Here is a 19751-nt window from a genome sequence, read left to right on the forward strand (position 1 = left end):
CCGTGATGCAGTGGTAGAAGCAATGAAGACGTTTTTCAGAACAGTTTTGTTCGGCAGCCTGATGGCCGTATGCGCAAACAGCTACGCGCTTAGCGAGTCCGAAGCCGAAGATATGGCCGATTTAACGGCAGTTTTTGTTTTTCTGAAAAATGACTGTGGATACCAGAATTTGCCTAATGGGCAGATTCGTCGCGCACTGGTCTTTTTTGCCCAGCAAAACCAGTGGGACCTGAGTAATTACGACACCTTCAATATGAAAGCGCTGGGTGAAGACAGCTACCGCGATCTCAGCGGTATCGGCATCCCAACAGCAAAGAAATGCAAAGCGCTGGCGCGTGACTCCCTGAGCCTGTTGGCCTACGTTAAATAATCTCCGGCGCAACCACGGTTGATATTTCCGTTACTCTGGCTGTACCAGCGTCAGGGCAACGGATTGCGCTTTTAATTCAGTCTGCGCGTTTGGCGGTAGATTCACATCGGTAACAACATCGGTAAAGCGACTGAGCGGCGCGACATTAAACAATGAATGTGCACCGTACTTACTGCTATCCGCCAGCAATACCTTCCGTTGAGCATTAGCAATAATCTCCTGCTTTAATCCCGCTTTGTCTTCCGTTGGCGTGGTTACACCCTTTTCCATACTCCAGGTGTTACAACTCATAAAAGCGATATCGGGATAAACGCTACGCAACATTTTCCGGCCAAACTCACCAATACAGGACTGGCTGCTGTCATCGATACGCCCACCGACAATCGTCACCTCTATCTGACGGAATTCTGACAAAAACAGGGCAATGTGCAGATCAACGGTAATCACTCGCAGCGGTAAATGCGTCAGACATTTTGCCAGCTCCAGCATTGTGGTACCGGCATCAAGCACTACGGCATCGCCCGCACGCACCATTGAGGCGGCAAAACGCGCAATCGCCCGTTTCTCAGCAGGCGATCGCAGTTGCTTTTCGTTTGTGGTTGGCTGCGCCGCTTCAAAGCGTCGTAACGCAACACCGCCGTGGCTGCGGCTGATCACCCCCTGTTCATCCAGCTTGATGAGATCGCGTCTGATCGTTGCAGGGGAGGCGTCAACCGCGTCAACCAACTGTTCCACGGTTACCAGCGTATGATTTTTCAAATACGCCACAATCTTATCCAGACGGTGTTGCCCTTTCATAACAGTAAATTACGCCAGTTGCATTGCCAGTTTGATCGATACGGCCATGCTCTCAGATTTTGCTTTTCCCGTCCAGGCGATATCAAATGCTGTACCGTGATCGGCAGAGGTACGAATAAACGGTAAACCTGCTGTGATATTTACACCATCATAGAAACCCAGCAATTTCAGTGGGATATGCCCCTGATCGTGGTACATCGCCACCACCATGTCATACTGACCTTCATAAGCCTGTAAAAACACGGTATCCGGCGGGCACGGACCGTAAACATCCATCCCCTTCGCTTTCATATTCTCAATCGCGGGTCCGACAATACGAATTTCCTCATCGCCAAACAGGCCATTCTCTCCGGCATGTGGATTCACCCCCGCAACGGCAATACGCGGATGTGCAAAGCCTACGCGCTTCAGGAAGGTATCCGCGATACCAATCACCGTTTCGACACGTTGCCCATTGAGCGTATCAAGGAATTTGCGCAGAGCGATATGCGTCGAAACATGGATAACTTTCAGCTTATCGGTGTACAGCACCATCGCGTAATCACGACTTTCCGTCAGCGTTGCCAGCAGTTCGGTATGCCCGGGATAATTGTGTCCACCAAGATGCAGCGCTTCTTTGTTCAACGGCGCGGTCGCGATGGCATGCACATCCCCCTTCATCGCTAGTTCAGTCGCCCGCTTCACACAGCGATAGGCCAGATCGCCCGCCTGCGCCTGCACTGTACCCGGGACCAGTTCGTCAGGTTTCGCCAGCGGTTCATCAATCACATGAATCGTATCTGGCGTGAATCTGGCATCGGCGACCTGTTCGATAGCGCGAAATGTTGCTCCGTCAGCCAGCCCCTGAGCCTGTAACCGCTGCAGCGTTTTTAGGCACCCAACCACCACCAGCGGTGCACCATTAAGTTCATCTTCGCGTAGTGCTTTAACAATAATTTCCGGGCCAATCCCCGCCGGATCTCCCATCGTAATCGCAATTGTTTTAGTTACCACGGTACATCTCCTCAATAAAATACAGCGCATCGCAAAGGGTCGTATCAGAACCGAATCCGCCCGCTTTGGTAATTACCGGCAAGTCGTCAATCTCACTATTCACAAACGTTCCGCACGGAATACAGGGGGCGACCTCACTGTGGATGCGATACCCTTCGGCACCCAACGCACTGGCGACAGCCGTGGCAATATCGCCTCCGGTCAGGAACAAACCGCCGATACGTGCTTGTTCAATAATGCGTAGCGTTATCTCCCCAAGACGCTGACTCAGCAACTCTCCCAACTGCTGGCGACTCATCCCCACGTTGAAACACAGCGTGTCGATCATGTCCCGGTCTTCTGCACACCGACTGGTGCGTAAGATCGTGTGCTGCTGCTGGCTCAGTTGCGCGCAAGCCTGTTCAATAACAGAGTCCATTTCCTGTGCAAATGACGATGCAACCAACCGCGAGGCATCGATATCAACGACTTTTGCCCGGCCCTGACACACTGCTTTTTCCACCTGGCGTCGCGTTGCTTCACTCATTGAGCCAGCCACAACCAACACCGGTAATTCCTGCTTCTCTTGCATAAACGTTCCGGCCGGTAGCGCATTGGCAAGCCCCGCCGCCCCGACCAGTAGCGGCATCTGTTTTAGCTCACAGACAGCCTGAGCAATCAACGCGAGATCTCGCTCTTCCACTGCATCCACTACCACCATACATTCGCCTGCTTTTGCAAAAGCACTCAGCAGCGCACTCAAGCTTCCCCGGCGCACATCCGCCAGCGATACCTCATGTACAGGGATTTCGCTTTGCAGCGCGACCAGTTCAGCAATACGCGAAGAGTGAATAGGCGTTTTTGGATCGCTAGCGAATTCCGTTTCCAGCAGCGGCACACCATGGACCAGGCACAAGCCATCCTGCGTGGTGCGCCCGGCAGCAGGAATCGCCGCCGCAATCACAGCCAGCGTCCGACCGGCTGTACGCATGGCTGCGGTGACTTCAGCCCCCACATTGCCACGGAATGTCGAGTCAATTTTTTTGTATACCAGCGGTGTTGTTACGCCCTCACACCATGGCGCTAACGCTTGTTGTACAGCTGTAGCAGCCTGCGTTGCCGGCATCGCCCGGCTTTCCGTATTGATGACCAGAACATCGGCGCGGCGCGACGGTTTCTGCGCTGGGGTCAGCATTACTTCGGTACGCGCCCCTTTTTTCGCCAGCTGTACGCCGGTATCGTTAGAGCCCGTAAAGTCATCGGCGATAACGATCATTTTCATGCTTTCTTCTCCTGCACGGTCTGACGAGCCTGTCTTTTCGCGACCCACGACGTAAGAATTGGCGTCAGAATGGCGGTTGTAATGACTGACGCAGCGATCAGCGGCGCTGCCGCAGCGGCAACCTCTGCCAGCGAGGGATCGGCCTGTGCTATAGCCAGTGGCGTCGCGACGGCGTTCCCCGCCGTACTAGATGCCGCAGCACCAGCAATACCACTCCCGCCTACCAGACGATCGGCACGAATGTTAAAGAAGCCACCCACAAAGGTGGTCAGCACGCCCAGCAGAATGCCCGCCAGACCGCCTTGCAGCAGCATTTCCAGGTTAATACCGGCTCCAAGTGCGAACGCAAAGAAAGGAATAAGCAGTGGACCGCCTTTGGTCAGGAAGTCACGCATATTGGCATCAAGGTTACCGAGGATCATGCCAACCGCTAACGGTACCAGAACCGCCACCAGCGCCATGACAGGAATGTTTGCCATACCCGCTGCGCCCAGCGCGATCATGGTAAAGAAAGGTCCGTCATTCAGAGACAAAATGGAGATCGCGCCGACATCACGTTCATTGCCAAACTCGCCAACCAGCGCCGCGTAAAGCCCGCCATTGGAGTTACTCATTGCCGCAATAATAGCGACGCCACTTAAGCCAAAGATGCCTTCCGCGCCAAACAGGTGTTCAACCCCGAGACCAATCGCAATCGCGACCAGTAACTTGGTCAGCGTAATCGTGCCGCCTTGTAGCAAAGCTTGCGGCGCCGCCTTTACGCTAATTCCCGCGCCCATACAGAGCAGGAACGCGCCAATCAAGGGAGCCGCGCCATTTTTAAATAAAGCAGTGGCGAATCCACCGATCTGCAACGCCTGCGGGGCAAAAGTGTTGATAATGGCACCGATAACCAACGGCACAACCATCATGCCGCCGGGTACGCGTTCTATTGCCTTCTTGATGTTCATGGTCTTCCCGCCTGTTGTCATGTTGTGATTAAAAAAAATCACAACGATTATATTCAATCAAAACAAGATCACAAACGCGGCAGATCACAGTTTTAAAATGATTAATTAAAATCAAATAATCATTCAGGTGAAAAAAAGCCGGGTTAATCTCACCCGGCTTCATTGATATCTGAAATATTTCAGGATTGATTCACAAATTCGCGGTATGCCGCCACAACCTGAAGAAAGTCCTCTACACCACAGAGCGAAAAACTTTCTTCGTCGTAGTAGCTCATCCCCTCTTCCATTTCATCTCCAGAGAACTCCAGCTGATTAGCGCGAACCATCACTTCTTCGCCATCCAGCCAGAGCGTGTATTCATGCCCTGCTCTCTGCCAGGAGCGCTCACTGCCCTTAACCGCACGCGCCGCCTGTTCCACTTCATCAAGTAAGGCCAGGTTTTCTTTCACTTCTTCGTTAAACCAGTGCCCCACCACCTCGTGGCCCATGGACATACGCACTTTTACCACTCCGGTAATATCGCGCAGAAATTCGTAATCCATAATGTCTTCCTCTGCTCCCGGCAATGCGCCAATACCGCATTGCGCCTTGCTGTAATTATCGCAGCAGCGCGGCAGAAAAAAAGCGTAGCGGGTATAAGGAATAGAAATAAAAATGCCCGGAGAAGCAGACGTCTCCGGGCATTGATGCGTTTTTACACAAAATGCTTTAGCGCATTACACCGCGGTCTGGAAAATCACACCATCGGCTTTCTCGGTGTACTGAGACAGTTGGTCGAAGTTCAGATAACGGTAAGTATCTACGGCCGTTTTATCTACCTGCGCCACATAGGTCTGGTACTCTTCTGCCGTCGGCAGTTTGCCGATCAGCGCCGCAACCGCCGCCAGCTCCGCAGAAGCCAGGTAGACGTTCGCCCCGGTACCTAAACGGTTCGGGAAGTTACGGGTAGAGGTCGAGACCACCGTTGCGCCGTCGGCTACACGCGCCTGGTTACCCATGCACAGAGAGCAGCCTGGAATTTCGATGCGCGCACCGCTCTTACCGAATACGCTGTAGTAGCCTTCTTCAGTCAGCTGAGCGGCGTCCATACGGGTTGGCGGAGCCACCCACAGACGCGTCGGCAGTTGGCCTTTGTGCGCATCCAGCAGCTTACCAGCGGCACGGAAGTGGCCGATGTTGGTCATACAGGAGCCGATAAACACCTCGTCGATCTTCTCGCCCTGTACGTCAGACAGCAGACGCGCATCGTCCGGATCGTTCGGTGCACACAGGATTGGCTCTTTGATATCCGCCAGATCGATGTCGATCACTGCCGCGTATTCTGCGTCCGCGTCGGCTTCCAGCAACTGCGGATCCGCCAGCCATTTTTCCATGCCCTGCACACGACGTTCCAGCGTACGACGATCGCCGTAGCCTTCAGCGATCATCCACTTCAGCAGAACGATGTTAGAGCTCAGGTACTCAACGATCGGCTCTTTGTTCAGCTTGATGGTACAACCGGCAGCAGAACGTTCAGCGGAGGCATCGGTCAGTTCAAACGCCTGCTCCACTTTGAGATCCGGCAGACCTTCGATTTCAAGAATACGGCCAGAGAAGATGTTCTTCTTACCTTTCTTCTCAACGGTCAGCAGACCCTGCTTGATCGCATACAGCGGGATGGCGTGTACCAGATCGCGCAGGGTGATACCCGGTTGCATTTTGCCTTTGAAACGCACCAGAACGGACTCCGGCATATCCAGCGGCATCACGCCCGTCGCCGCAGCAAATGCTACCAGGCCAGAACCTGCCGGGAAGGAGATCCCTATAGGGAAACGGGTATGGGAGTCACCACCGGTACCTACGGTATCCGGCAGCAGCATACGGTTCAGCCAGGAGTGAATAACGCCATCGCCCGGACGCAAGGAGACACCACCACGGTTCATGATGAAGTCTGGCAGCGTATGATGTGTATTGACGTCCACCGGCTTCGGGTAGGCCGCGGTGTGGCAGAAGGACTGCATCACCAGGTCAGCAGAGAAGCCCAGGCACGCCAGGTCTTTCAGTTCGTCACGGGTCATTGGGCCAGTGGTATCCTGAGATCCCACGGAGGTCATCTTCGGTTCGCAGTACGCGCCCGGACGGATACCTTTCACGCCGCAGGCGCGGCCAACCATTTTCTGTGCCAGGGAGAAGCCACGGCTGCTTTCCGCCACGTCTTTCGCCTGACGGAAGACGTCTGAGTGCGGCAGACCCAGCGCTTCGCGCGCCTTGGTGGTCAGGCCACGACCGATGATCAGCGGGATACGGCCACCGGCGCGTACTTCGTCGATCAGGACTTCGGTTTTCAGCTCAAAGCTTGCCAGCAGTTCGCCGGTTTCGTGGTTGCGTACTTCGCCTTTGAACGGGTAAACGTCAATCACGTCGCCCATGTTCATGTTCGACACGTCCACTTCAATCGGCAGTGCGCCCGCATCTTCCATGGTGTTGAAGAAAATAGGTGCAATTTTGCCGCCGAGGCACAGCCCGCCGCCGCGCTTGTTCGGTACATGAGGAATGTCGTCACCCATAAACCACAGCACGGAGTTGGTCGCGGATTTACGCGAAGAACCGGTACCAACAACATCACCCACATAAGCCAGCGGGTAACCTTTTTTCTGCAATTCTTCGATCTGTTTGATCGGGCCAACCACGCCCGGTTGATCCGGTTCGATACCTTCACGGGCGTTTTTCAGCATCGCCAGCGCGTGCAGAGGGATATCCGGGCGAGACCATGCATCCGGTGCCGGAGAAAGGTCATCGGTGTTGGTTTCACCCGTCACTTTGAAGACGGTAACGGTGATTTTTTCAGCCAGGGCAGGACGGTTCAGGAACCATTCGGCATCAGCCCAGGATTGCATTACCTGCTTCGCATATTCGTTGCCCGCTTTGGCTTTTTCTTCTACGTCGTAGAAGTTATCGAACATCAGCAGTGTTGAAGAGAGCGCTTTAGCGGCAATCGGCGCCAGTTTTGCATCGTCCAGCGCGTCGATCAGCGGATGAATGTTGTAACCACCCTGCATAGTGCCCAGCAGTTCAATGGCTTTTTCCGGGGTAACCAGCGGGGAGGTGGTGTCGCCTTTCGCGACAGCGGCGAGAAAACCAGCTTTAACATAAGCGGCTTCATCTACGCCAGGAGGAACGCGGTTGATCAACAGGTCTAACAGGAATTCTTCTTCGCCCACAGGCGGGGTCTTCAGCAGCTCGACAAGTGCAGCCATTTGGGTTGCGTCTAAAGGTTTTGGCACAATCCCCTGGGCAGCACGCTCAGCTACGTGCTTACGGTATTCTTCTAGCACGACGATATCTCCTCGCTCTCATTGTCATAATGCGGCGCTTTTGTAGATGGGCGATTCTCTTCACGCTCCTGTGAGACAGTAGTTAGTAGGGTAAATGCCCGGTACCGCATAAGGCACAATAACAGGATTTTCACTAAGTGTTAATCCGTTTACAAAAAAGCAACATAAAAAATTGGCTGAATCGTTAAGAATGGTATAGCGACAAGGCGCAACGCAATTTAGGCTGCCTGAAACCGCCCTGAAACGGTTGATTTTCAAGCGCGACCTGCTGAATATTCCAGCGATTTTCCCGCCATCAGATATAATTGTGTAATAAATCTTCACACTCTTTTTCCGGACTTACCGGGCGAATCCCCAATAAAAGTCAAAACTGTCTAACACGGGTGAATAATACTCGCGGCAACAGGAACGCCTCACGGCACAGCGCTTGTCTCGTTGGAGTCATTTTATGAAGTTGCCCCTTAAGCCACATCTGCTTGTCCTTTTGTGCAGTGCCGGGCTGTTTGCCGCCTCTGGCGTGATGTTCGTTAAAAGTCGCGCCACGGAGCCTGCGGCTCCTGCCCCCGTTGCACAGCAACCGTCAGCACCAGCCCCAGCTCCCGTAGCGGCCCCTGCTCCGGCCGACCAAACAGCGCCCGCCGTGGCACCAACCTATTCGGCAGCACAAATCGATCAGTGGGTTGCACCCATCGCGCTCTATCCAGACTCGCTGCTGTCGCAAATTTTGATGGCCTCAACCTATCCGGCTAACGTTATCCAGGCCGCACAGTGGTCAAAAGACAATCCCAAAATGCAGGGCGATACCGCCATTCAGGCCGTTGCCAGCCAACCCTGGGATCCCAGCGTGAAATCACTGGTCGCCTTTCCTCAGTTGATGTCGCTGATGGGTGAAAATCCGCCGTGGGTGCAAAGCCTGGGCGATGCTTTCCTCGCACAACCGAAAGACGTCATGGATTCCGTTCAACGTCTGCGCGCGCTGGCGCAACAGACCGGTGCGTTGCAATCAACACCGCAACAGACCGTCACTACCGTGACCAAAGCGGCGCCAGCTAAAACCGTCACCAGCGAGTCGACGACCAGTTCAGCGACCACAACAGCCACGACCACATCAACAAGCCCAACGGTAATCAAGATTGAATCCGCCGATCCGCAGGTGGTGTACGTTCCCACCTATAATCCGAATACGGTTTACGGTACCTGGCCGAATACCGCTTATCCGCCAACTTATCTGCCGCCTACGCCCGGCGAGCAGTTTGGCAACAGCTTCGTTAACGGTTTAGGCTTCAGCCTCGGTGTTGCCACAACCTATGCCATCTTCAGCAACATCGACTGGGATGACGACGACGATCACCATCATAATGATGACTGGGATAACCATGGCGGCTATAACCGTAATGGTGATAACAACATCAACATTAACGTTGATAACTTCAATAAAATCAGTGGGCAACGGCTGACAGATGCCAACCGTACCTGGCAACACAACCCGGCCTATCGTGAGGGTGTGCCATACCCAAATAACCAGCTCAATAACCGCTTCCATTCCACGAACACGGCTACAGGCTTAAGTTCAACCCAGCAAAGACCGGCCAACCGTGATAGCCAGCGCCAGGCTGCGATGAGCCAAATGGAAAAATCAACGGGGAAAACATTCCCGCAGACGGCACGTACGGGCACGAAAGACGCCCAGCGTCAGGCGTCCAGCCAACAGCTGAAGCAAATTTCACAGCGTAACAACTACCGCGGTTACGATACCAAGCCGCAAACCGCGAAACGGACAAGCACACAGCAACGAGAGAATCGTCAGGCAGTCGCACAGCGACAGGAGAAACGGGTCACGCAACCAGCGCAACAACACAATGTGCAACAGCGTAATCTTCAACAACGGACCAGTCAGCCACGCGCCAATGCGCTGAGCGGTAACGACAGTCGCTCCGCCAACTGGCAGGCACAGCAACAGCGAGGGGCCCAGAGCCGACAGGTCGCCCGTAATCAGCCATCGCGCCAGCCTTCTGGCGGGCGTGCTGAACACCGTGAATTCCGTCATCGTTAAGGGAACCAACATGAAAAATAAACTACTCAGTGGAATGGTGTTGTTCATGGTTTCGGCTACCGCGATGGCACAGCAATCCTTCAGCACACCAGACCAAGCGACCGATGCGCTGGCAAACGCGATCAGTGAGCAAAATGAAAGTGCAATGAGCAATCTGCTCGGGGAAAACTGGCGTGATTTTCTACCGCCAGAAGGCGTCGATCCTGATGCGGTTGATCGCTTCCTGCGCGACTGGAAGGTTCGCCATAACACCGTTGTCGACGGCAATATCGCGCACCTGGTGGTCGGGGACAGCGACTGGCAGCTGCCGATCCCAGTCGTCAAAAACGCTTCAGGCTGGCAATTTGATATCAAGGAAGCAGCCGAAGAGATCCTGACCCGTGAGATTGGACGCAACGAACTCGCGGCTATCGAGGCGTTACACGCTTATGTTGATGCCCAGCAGAGCTATTTTGCGATGAACCAAAAGTACGCGCAAAAGATTGTCAGTTCTGAAGGGAAAAAAGACGGTCTGTACTGGCCTGTTTCACCCGGCGAAGCGCCAAGTCCGCTTGGCCCGGCCTTTAGTCCACAGGAGCCTGGCACAGGCTATCACGGCTATCGCTTCCGGATCCTTCCCGATAAAACCAGCGGTTTTGCCATGGTAGCGTGGCCTGTTAGCTACGATCACACCGGCGTGATGAGTTTTATGATTAACGGTGAAGATAAAGTCTACCAGGCCGATCTCGGCGTTGATTCTCAGCAAAAAGCACAGGCGTTAACCACATTCCATCCGGATAAAATCTGGCAGCCCGTAGCACCGTAAAGCGAGGTTAAGCCTTAGGCCGGGTTAGCGCTAGCGCCACCCGGCATGTTGCCCGAAATAACGGGTTGCTTCAGGCAAAAAAAACGCCTCCGAAGAGGCGTTTTCACAAAAGGGAGAAGATTACTTCTTCTTCGCTTTCGGGTTTGGCAGGTCAGTAATGCTACCTTCAAAGATTTCTGCCGCCAGGCCCACTGACTCGTGCAGAGTCGGGTGCGCGTGGATAGTCAGCGCGATATCTTCAGCGTCACAACCCATTTCGATTGCCAGACCGATTTCGCCCAGCAGTTCGCCGCCGTTGGTACCGACAATCGCACCACCGATAACACGGTGAGATTCTTTGTCGAAAATCAGTTTGGTCATACCGTCTGCGCAATCGGAAGCGATAGCACGACCAGAAGCAGCCCACGGGAAGGTGGCGGTTTCGTAGCTGATGCCTTTTTCTTTCGCTTCTTTCTCGGTCAGGCCAACCCATGCAACTTCTGGTTCAGTGTATGCAATGGATGGGATAACTTTCGGATCGAAGTAGTGTTTCTTACCGGCGATAACTTCAGCGGCAACGTGACCTTCATGAACACCTTTGTGTGCCAGCATCGGCTGACCGACGATATCGCCGATAGCAAAGATGTGCGGAACGTTGGTGCGCAGCTGTTTGTCGACACGGATGAAGCCACGGTCGTCAACTTCCACGCCAGCTTTGCCCGCGTCGAGGTTTTTACCGTTCGGTACACGACCGATAGCGACCAGCACAGCATCGTAACGCTGAGCTTCGGCAGGGGCTTTTTTGCCTTCCATGGAAACGTAGATACCGTCTTCTTTCGCTTCAACGGCGGTCACTTTGGTTTCCAGCATCAGGTTGAATTTCTTGCTGATGCGCTTGGTGAAGACTTTAACCACGTCTTTATCGGCAGCCGGGATAACCTGGTCGAACATTTCAACCACGTCGATCTCTGAACCCAGCGCATGGTACACAGTACCCATTTCCAGACCGATGATACCGCCGCCCATTACCAGCAGGCGCTTAGGAACAGTTTTCAGTTCCAGTGCATCGGTGGAATCCCACACGCGCGGATCTTCATGCGGAATAAACGGCAGTTCGATCGGACGGGAACCCGCCGCGATGATTGCGTTGTCGAAGTTGATTACGGTTTTGCCGTTTTCGCCTTCAACTTCCAGGGTGTTTGCCCCGGTAAATTTACCCAGACCGTTAACCACTTTCACTTTACGGCCTTTGGCCATACCCGCCAGACCGCCGGTCAGCTGAGTGATAACTTTTTCTTTCCAGGTACGAATCTTGTCGATATCGGTTTTCGGCTCGCCAAAAACGATACCGTGTTCAGCCAGTGCTTTGGCTTCTTCGATAACTTTTGCTACGTGCAGCAGCGCTTTAGAAGGGATACAGCCGACGTTCAGACAAACACCGCCAAGGGTGCTGTAACGTTCTACGATGACGGTCTCCAGACCTAAATCTGCGCAACGGAAGGCAGCAGAGTAACCTGCAGGGCCTGCCCCAAGTACCACGACCTGAGTTTTGATTTCAGTGCTCATCATGACCTCTTAATTTATACCCGTCGTCCAGCGGGTCGTTCTATCCGCCCGTATTTTACAAAATTGTTAACAATTTTGAAACAACAAACGGCAACCGATTTGTCTTTCGCACAATAACCTCACTGACTTCATGAGATTACCAGAAAAAAGCCGGCCGTCGGGCCGGCTTTTTCGCTTACATCACCAGGCGGCGAATGTCAGACAGCATGTTGTTGATGATGGTGATAAAGCGCGCACCATCCGCACCGTCAATTACACGGTGGTCGAAGGAGAGCGAAATCGGCATCATCAGACGCGGCATAAACTCTTTACCGTTCCACACTGGCTCCATAGAGGACTTGGAGACACCGAGGATAGCCACTTCCGGCGCGTTCACAATCGGCGCGAAGTGGGTAGTACCCAGGCCACCGATGCTGGAGATGGTGAAGCAACCGCCCTGCATTTCGCCAGCGGTCAGCTTGCCATCACGCGCTTTCTTGGAGATCACGGTCAGTTCACGAGACAGCTCGGTAATGCTCTTCTTGTTCACGTCTTTGAAGACCGGAACAACCAGACCATTAGGAGTATCAACCGCTACACCGATGTTGATGTATTTCTTCAGGGTCAGGCGCTGACCGTCTTCAGACAGGGAGCTGTTGAAGCGCGGCATCTGTTCCAGAGCTGCGGCAACCGCTTTCATGATGAAGACTACTGGGGTGAATTTCACGTCCAGTTTACGTTTTTCAGCTTCGGCGTTCTGCTGTTTACGGAACGCTTCCAGATCGGTGATATCGGTCTTATCGAAGTGAGTAACGTGCGGGATCATCACCCAGTTACGGCTCAGGTTAGCACCAGAGATTTTCTGGATACGGCCCAGTTCCACTTCTTCGATTTCACCAAACTTGCTGAAGTCCACTTTCGGCCAAGGCAGCATGCCCGGGATACCGCCGCCTGCAGCAGCAGCCGGAGCCGCTTCAGCACGCTTGATAGCGTCTTTCACGTAAGCCTGAACGTCTTCACGCAGGATACGACCTTTACGGCCAGAACCTTTCACTTTCGCCAGGTTCACACCGAATTCGCGCGCCAGGCGACGAATCAGCGGCGTTGCATGAACGTAAGCGTCGTTCTCAGCAAACTCAGATTTGCCTTCCGCTTTCGCTGCCGGAGCTGCGGCTTGCGCAGGTGCTGGTGCAGCGGCCGGAGCCGGAGCAGCTGCCTGCGCAGGAGCGGCTGCAGGTGCTGCGCCTTCGACTTCGAAGACCATAATCAGAGAACCGGTTTTAACTTTGTCGCCGGTGCTGATTTTGATTTCTTTCACGGTACCCGCGAACGGTGCCGGAACTTCCATCGACGCTTTATCGCCTTCAACGGTGATCAGTGACTGTTCAGCGGCAATTTTATCGCCCACTTTAACCATCACTTCAGTGACTTCAACTTCGTCACCACCGATATCCGGTACGTTAACTTCTTTCGAGCCAGAAGCTGCCGGAGCCGCCGCTGCTGCTGGAGCAGCCGCCTGAGCCGGTGCAGCAGCAGGCGCTGCGCCCGCCACTTCGAAGACCATAATCAGGGAACCGGTAGACACTTTGTCACCCGTGTTGATTTTGATCTCTTTAACGGTACCCGCGAACGGTGCCGGAACTTCCATTGACGCTTTGTCACCTTCAACGGTGATCAGAGACTGTTCAGCCGCAACGGTGTCGCCCACTTTAACCATGATCTCGGTAACTTCAACTTCGTCACCGCCGATGTCCGGTACGTGTACTTCTTTCGCTGCTGAGGCGGCAGGTGCTGCTGCCGGAGCTGCTTCTTTCTTCTCTTCTGCCGGAGCAGGTGCAGCGGCTGCTGCACCATCGGCGGAATCGAAAATCATGATCAGTTTGCCGGTCTCAGTTTTGTCGCCAACAGAGACTTTAATCTCTTTAACGATACCAGCCTGAGGAGACGGAACTTCCATAGAGGCTTTGTCGCCTTCTACGGTGATCAGCGACTGTTCAGCTTCAACCTTGTCGCCCACTTTGACCAGGATCTCGGTGATTTCAACTTCATCAGCCCCGATGTCCGGTACATTGATTTCGATAGCCATTATTCTTTTACCTCTTACGCCAGACGCGGGTTAACTTTATCTGCATCGATGTTGAATTTGATGATTGCATCTGCAACCACTTTCTTATCGATTTCGCCACGTTTAGCCAGTTCGCCCAGGGCCGCTACAACCACGTAGGAAGCATCAACTTCGAAGTGGTGACGCAGGTTTTCACGGCTGTCAGAGCGACCGAAACCGTCGGTACCCAGTACGCGATAATCATCAGCCGGTACATAAGTACGAACCTGTTCGGCAAACAGTTTCATATAGTCAGTAGATGCCACTGCCGGAGCGTCGTTCATCACCTGAGCGATGTACGGAACGCGCGGAGTTTCCATCGGGTGCAGCATGTTCCAGCGCTCACAATCCTGGCCATCACGCGCCAGTTCAGTGAAGGAGGTTACGCTGTAAACGTCAGAACCTACACCGTAGTCGTTCGCCAGGATCTGTGCTGCTTCACGCACGTGACGCAGGATAGAACCGGAGCCCAGCAGCTGAACTTTACCTTTCTTACCTTCGAGGGTTTCGAGTTTGTAGATACCTTTACGGATACCTTCCTCGGCACCTGCTGGCATTGCCGGCATGTGGTAGTTTTCGTTCAGCGTGGTGATGTAGTAGTAAACGTTCTCTTGTTTCTCACCGTACATACGCTCCAGACCATCGTGCATGATGACCGCAACTTCGTACGCGTAAGACGGATCGTAAGAGATACAGTTCGGGATAGTCAGAGACTGAATATGGCTGTGACCATCTTCGTGCTGCAGACCTTCGCCGTTCAGCGTCGTACGACCGGAAGTACCACCAATCAGGAAGCCACGAGCCTGTTGGTCGCCTGCCTGCCAGCACAGGTCACCGATACGCTGGAACCCGAACATGGAGTAGTAGATGTAGAACGGGATCATCGGCAGATCGTTGGTGCTGTAAGAGGTCGCAGCAGCCAGCCAGGATGCGCCAGCACCCAGTTCGTTGATACCTTCCTGCAGGATCTGACCTTTCTCGTCTTCTTTATAGTAAGCAACCTGCTCACGGTCCTGCGGGGTGTACTGCTGACCGTTCGGGCTGTAGATACCGATCTGACGGAACAGACCTTCCATACCGAAAGTACGCGCTTCGTCAGCGATGATCGGCACCAGACGATCTTTGATCGACTTGTTCTTCAGCATCACGTTCAGGGCACGAACGAAAGCGATAGTGGTGGAGATTTCTTTGTTCTGCTCTTCCAGCAGCGCACCGAAGTCTTCCAGAGCCGGCAGTTCCAGCTTCTCGGTGAAGTTCGGTTGACGAGCTGGCAGGTAGCCATGCAGTTTCTGACGCTGAGCGTGCAGATAAGTGTGCTCTTCAGAACCTTCCGGGAAGGTGATGTAAGACAGGTTTTCAACCTGCTCATCGGTCACAGGAACGTTGAAACGGTCGCGGATATAACGCACGCCGTCCATGTTCATTTTCTTAACCTGGTGAGCGATGTTTTTACCTTCAGCGGTGTCACCCATGCCGTAACCTTTGATGGTATGGGCCAGGATTACAGTTGCTCTGCCTTTGGTTTCCTGCGCTTTTTTCAGTGCAGCGTAGACTTTCTTCGGATCGTGACCACCACGGTTCAGAGCCCAAATCTGCTCGTCAGTCCAGTCAGCAACCAGGGCTGCGGTTTCCGGGTATTTACCGAAGAAGTGCTCACGTACGTATGCGCCATCTTTGGATTTGAAGGTCTGGTAGTCGCCGTCAACGGTTTCGTTCATCAGCTGGATCAGTTTACCGCTGGTGTCTTTACGCAGCAGTTCATCCCAACGACCGCCCCACATGACTTTGATAACGTTCCAGCCAGCGCCCGCGAAGATGCCTTCCAGTTCGTTAACAATCTTTCCGTTACCGGTTACCGGACCGTCAAGACGCTGCAGGTTACAGTTGATAACAAAGACCAGGTTGTCCAGTTTTTCACGAGTCGCGATGGTGATCGCACCTTTTGATTCTGGCTCATCCATCTCGCCGTCGCCCAGGAAGGCGTAAACGGTTTGTTTAGAGGTATCTTTCAGGCCACGGTGTTCCAGATATTTCAGGAATTTAGCCTGGTAGATAGCACCGATTGGGCCCAGACCCATAGATACGGTCGGGAACTGCCAGAATTCTGGCATCAGTTTCGGGTGCGGGTAGGAAGACAGGCCTTTGCCATGTACTTCCTGACGGAAGTTGTTCATCTGCTCTTCAGTCAGACGACCTTCCAGGAATGCGCGTGCGTAGATGCCCGGAGAGATGTGGCCCTGGAAGTACACCAGATCGCCGCCATCTTGCTCGTTGCGTGCACGGAAGAAGTGGTTGAAGCAAACATCATATACCGTTGCGGAGGACTGGAAGGATGCCATGTGGCCACCCAGCTCGAGGTCCTTTTTAGACGCGCGCAGTACGGTCATGATGGCGTTCCAACGGATAGCAGAACGAATACGACGTTCCAGCTCCAGATTGCCCGGGTATTCCGGTTCATCTTCAACGGCAATAGTGTTTACATAATTGCTGGCCCCTGCACCTGCCGCTACTTTCACGCCGCCTTTGCGGGCTTCTGAAAGCAGTTGGTCGATCAGATACTGAGCACGCTCAACACCTTCTTCACGGATGACCGATTCGATCGCCTGTAGCCAGTCGCGAGTTTCGATCGGATCCACGTCATTTGGGAAACGTTCTGACATGGGGGTATTCCTTATCTATCTAATACGTTGAGTTATCTGGAACCTGTCCCATTGCGTTCTCGCCAGAGAACGCAATAAGACAGGTTCTGCGTTTAGTTGCCGCGCACTTTATATGGCGCTTGATTTACAACATCTTCTGGTTAACGTTCTGCCAGAAAAATCACTAATTCTTTCGTTGCTCCAGACGGCGTAAGGCGCGTTCACGACGGCTTTCCTCACGGCTTCTGTCCAGCAGAATCTCTTCGATAAACGCCAGGTGACGGTGGGACGCTTCACGCGCCTCTTCCGGCTTCCCGGCAATAATTGCTTCAAAAATACGGGTACGATGACTGCTAACCAGTGGCAGCATTTCACGACGCGCATACAGCAATTCGAAGTTTTGCCGAACGTTCTGGGCCAGCATCGGCTCCATACACCTTAGCAAATGGAGCAGCACCACATTGTGTGCCGCTTCGGTGACAGCAATTTGATACTGGAGTACTGCATCAGATTCGCCGTCAAGATCGCCGGACTGTTGAGCAAGCTCGATCGCATGGTGGAGTTCACGGATACGCGTTTTGTCTTCATCCGTGCTGCGCAGTGCAGCGTAATAAGCTGCAATACCTTCCAGCGCATGGCGCGTCTCAAGCAGGTCAAACTGGGATTCAGGATGGTCGGAGAGCAGCTCTACCAGTGGGTCGCTAAAGCTCTGCCACAGGCTGCTCTGAACAAAAGTGCCACCGCCCTGACGACGAAGCAGTAACCCCTTCGCTTCAAGGCGTTGGATCGCCTCGCGTAAGGAGGGGCGGGAGACGTCGAACTGTTTTGCCAGCTCGCGTTCCGGTGGGAGTTTTTCTCCGGGGCGAAGTGTCCCCTCAAGAATTAAAAACTCCAGCTGCTGCTCAATCACATCGGAGAGTTTTGGTTGGCGGATTTTGCTGTAGGCCATGATTTCCTGTCTTAAGCCATTTGCCCGGAGTCAATTGGTCTTACCAATTTCATGTTCTTGACGCTAAAGTAACAAAGTATTCACCTTCTGTCCATACAGGTTTTGATTGAAATCAGTAAAGGAGGCATATTTTAACAACATTACAGAAATAACGTTTCAAACATGTAACTATGCACAAATGTTAAATTTACCCACCCTGGGGTAGTTTTAACGGAATTGAAACGAAAAATTATCTCATCTGAACCGATTCACCTGCTTATTTATCGATATATAAACCACTATTAATGAATAGAAATTCAAAATGGAAATTTTGTGGTAGATAAACTCGCATTTACAAATGGTTTCTTTTTATTCAACTCGTCATCTTCCCCGCATAAAGCAGGTGCATTCGCGCTCGCATATCATTATTCTGATCAAGACAAAAGTATTAAGGCAACATTTCATCAATAGCATCTGTAAACAAATTAATACAACAAACGGAATTGCAAACTTACACACGCATTGCTGCGTAGTTCAAAAAATAAGCACTCGAAATATGAAGAGTAAAACCACACACGAGGTTTCATGATGGAAAGTCAACAGCATGGCGATCAGCTCAAGCGCGGCCTTAAGAACCGCCATATACAGCTAATCGCACTGGGTGGCGCGATTGGTACCGGGTTATTCCTCGGTAGCGCATCCGTTATCCAGTCTGCAGGACCGGGTATTATTCTGGGTTACGCTATTGCCGGCTTTATCGCCTTTTTGATTATGCGTCAGTTAGGTGAAATGGTGGTTGAAGAGCCCGTTGCAGGCTCATTTAGTCACTTTGCCTATAAATACTGGGGCGGTTTTGCGGGGTTCTCTTCCGGCTGGAACTATTGGGTGCTGTACGTGCTGGTTGCCATGGCTGAGCTAACTGCCGTGGGTAAATACATCCAGTTCTGGTATCCGGAGATCCCAACATGGGTGTCTGCGGCTGCCTTCTTTGTGCTGATCAACGCCATCAACCTGACCAACGTGAAAGTGTTTGGTGAGATGGAGTTCTGGTTTGCCATTATTAAAGTCATTGCCGTTGTAGCGATGATCCTGTTCGGTGGCTGGTTACTGTTTAGCGGTAACGGCGGCCCGCAGGCCAGCGTCAGTAACCTGTGGGACCAGGGTGGCTTCCTGCCGCACGGCTTCACCGGCTTGGTGATGATGATGGCTATTATCATGTTCTCTTTCGGTGGACTGGAGCTGGTCGGGATCACCGCAGCAGAAGCGGATAACCCGGAGCAAAGCATTCCCAAAGCGACCAACCAGGTTATCTACCGTATCCTGATTTTCTATGTGGGTTCGCTGGCTGTTCTGCTTTCCCTGATGCCGTGGACGCGTGTCACGGCGGATACCAGCCCATTTGTCCTTATTTTCCACGAGCTGGGCGATACCTTTGTTGCTAATGCCCTGAACATCGTGGTGCTGACTGCCGCCCTTTCTGTCTATAACAGCTGCGTGTACTGCAACAGCCGTATGCTGTTCGGTCTGGCACAGCAAGGCAACGCGCCAAAAGCGCTGATGAATGTCGATAAACGCGGCGTGCCGGTGAACACCATTCTGGTTTCCGCACTGGTGACGGCGCTGTGTGTGCTGATCAACTACCTGGCACCGGAATCCGCCTTTGGCCTGCTGATGGCGCTGGTAGTTTCCGCACTGGTGATCAACTGGGCAATGATTAGCCTGGCGCACATGAAATTCCGCAAAGCCAAACAGCAGCAGGGTGTTACCACCCGCTTCCCGGCGCTGCTCTATCCGCTGGGTAACTGGGTGTGCCTGATTTTCATGGCTGCAGTACTGGTGATTATGCTGATGACGCCGGGCATGGCGATCTCGGTGTACTTAATCCCTGTATGGATTGCCATTCTTGGCATCGGCTACCTGTGCAAACAGAAAACGGCCGGCGCGGTTAAAGCGCATTAATCCCCCCTCCCCCACCTGCACCAGGTGGGGGTTGTTACCTGCCTCACACTTTC

Annotated in this window: 14 protein-coding genes; 4 read left to right on the forward strand and 10 right to left on the reverse strand. The window is 53.1% G+C overall.

Features of this window, described 5'->3' with window-relative positions:
• The first annotated feature begins 22 nt into the window (after positions 1-22).
• Positions 23-370 (forward strand): YacC family pilotin-like protein, encoded by a 348-nt coding sequence (locus tag OGY83_RS15415; protein WP_003018667.1) that lies wholly within the window; start codon positions 23-25, stop codon positions 368-370.
• Positions 371-400: 30 nt separating this feature from the next.
• On the opposite strand, the gene OGY83_RS15420 is transcribed toward OGY83_RS15415, so the two are convergent.
• The 6 genes from OGY83_RS15420 to acnB form a co-directional block, all read right to left on the reverse strand.
• Positions 401-1168: a DeoR/GlpR family DNA-binding transcription regulator gene (locus OGY83_RS15420; RefSeq protein WP_048227081.1), complete on the reverse strand. Its 768-nt coding sequence runs from the start codon at positions 1166-1168 to the stop codon at positions 401-403.
• A 9-nt stretch (positions 1169-1177) separates the two neighbouring features.
• Positions 1178-2161, reverse strand: a complete 984-nt coding sequence (locus OGY83_RS15425; protein ID WP_286636249.1) for a D-threonate 4-phosphate dehydrogenase — start codon at positions 2159-2161, stop codon at positions 1178-1180.
• A complete protein-coding gene (dtnK, locus tag OGY83_RS15430; protein ID WP_286636251.1) occupies positions 2151-3422 on the reverse strand; it encodes a D-threonate kinase in 1272 nt (423 codons plus the stop codon). Before dtnK ends, OGY83_RS15425 begins: the two co-directional genes overlap by 11 nt.
• Positions 3419-4372, reverse strand: a complete 954-nt coding sequence (locus tag OGY83_RS15435) for a 2-keto-3-deoxygluconate permease 1 (RefSeq protein ID WP_286636253.1) — start codon at positions 4370-4372, stop codon at positions 3419-3421. Before OGY83_RS15435 ends, dtnK begins: the two co-directional genes overlap by 4 nt.
• Positions 4373-4551: 179 nt before the next feature.
• Positions 4552-4914, reverse strand: a complete 363-nt coding sequence (yacL, locus tag OGY83_RS15440) for a protein YacL (protein WP_079937069.1) — start codon at positions 4912-4914, stop codon at positions 4552-4554.
• A 174-nt stretch (positions 4915-5088) separates the two neighbouring features.
• Complete coding sequence (gene acnB, locus OGY83_RS15445; protein WP_057067418.1) at positions 5089-7686, reverse strand: bifunctional aconitate hydratase 2/2-methylisocitrate dehydratase; 2598 nt, start codon at positions 7684-7686, stop codon at positions 5089-5091.
• A 448-nt stretch (positions 7687-8134) separates the two neighbouring features.
• Here acnB and OGY83_RS15450 point away from each other — a divergent pair, with 448 nt between their 5' ends.
• Together OGY83_RS15450 and OGY83_RS15455 are read left to right on the forward strand one after the other, a co-directional pair.
• The gene (locus tag OGY83_RS15450; RefSeq protein WP_286636254.1) at positions 8135-9739 is read left to right on the forward strand and encodes a DUF3300 domain-containing protein; all 1605 of its coding nucleotides are present in this window, start codon (positions 8135-8137) and stop codon (positions 9737-9739) included.
• A 10-nt stretch (positions 9740-9749) separates the two neighbouring features.
• Entirely contained in the window at positions 9750-10544 is a 795-nt protein-coding gene (locus OGY83_RS15455) for a DUF2950 family protein (protein WP_286636255.1), read from the forward strand.
• Between the two features lie 120 nt (positions 10545-10664).
• Here OGY83_RS15455 and lpdA read toward each other — a convergent pair whose 3' ends face one another.
• The 4 genes from lpdA to pdhR all read right to left on the reverse strand — a co-directional run bounded on the left by lpdA (position 10665) and on the right by pdhR (position 17760).
• Positions 10665-12089, reverse strand: coding sequence for a dihydrolipoyl dehydrogenase (gene lpdA / locus OGY83_RS15460; protein WP_003829486.1), 1425 nt, complete (start codon positions 12087-12089; stop codon positions 10665-10667).
• Positions 12090-12264: 175 nt separating this feature from the next.
• On the reverse strand, positions 12265-14154 hold the full coding sequence (aceF, locus tag OGY83_RS15465; RefSeq protein ID WP_191213406.1) for a pyruvate dehydrogenase complex dihydrolipoyllysine-residue acetyltransferase: 1890 nt from the start codon (positions 14152-14154) through the stop codon (positions 12265-12267).
• 14 nt (positions 14155-14168) lie between these two features.
• Positions 14169-16832 carry a pyruvate dehydrogenase (acetyl-transferring), homodimeric type gene (gene aceE, locus OGY83_RS15470; RefSeq protein WP_048214932.1) on the reverse strand — a complete coding sequence of 888 codons (2664 nt, stop codon included), beginning with the start codon at positions 16830-16832 and terminating at the stop codon, positions 14169-14171.
• A 163-nt stretch (positions 16833-16995) separates the two neighbouring features.
• Positions 16996-17760, reverse strand: coding sequence for a pyruvate dehydrogenase complex transcriptional repressor PdhR (gene pdhR, locus OGY83_RS15475; protein ID WP_003018699.1), 765 nt, complete (start codon positions 17758-17760; stop codon positions 16996-16998).
• Between the two features lie 564 nt (positions 17761-18324).
• Here pdhR and aroP point away from each other — a divergent pair.
• Positions 18325-19698 (forward strand): aromatic amino acid transporter AroP, encoded by a 1374-nt coding sequence (aroP, locus tag OGY83_RS15480; RefSeq protein ID WP_008786209.1) that lies wholly within the window; start codon positions 18325-18327, stop codon positions 19696-19698.
• Positions 19699-19751 lie beyond the last annotated feature (53 nt).

Source organism: Citrobacter sp. Cpo090, assembly GCF_030332665.1.
GTDB classification, from domain to species: domain Bacteria; phylum Pseudomonadota; class Gammaproteobacteria; order Enterobacterales; family Enterobacteriaceae; genus Citrobacter; species Citrobacter portucalensis.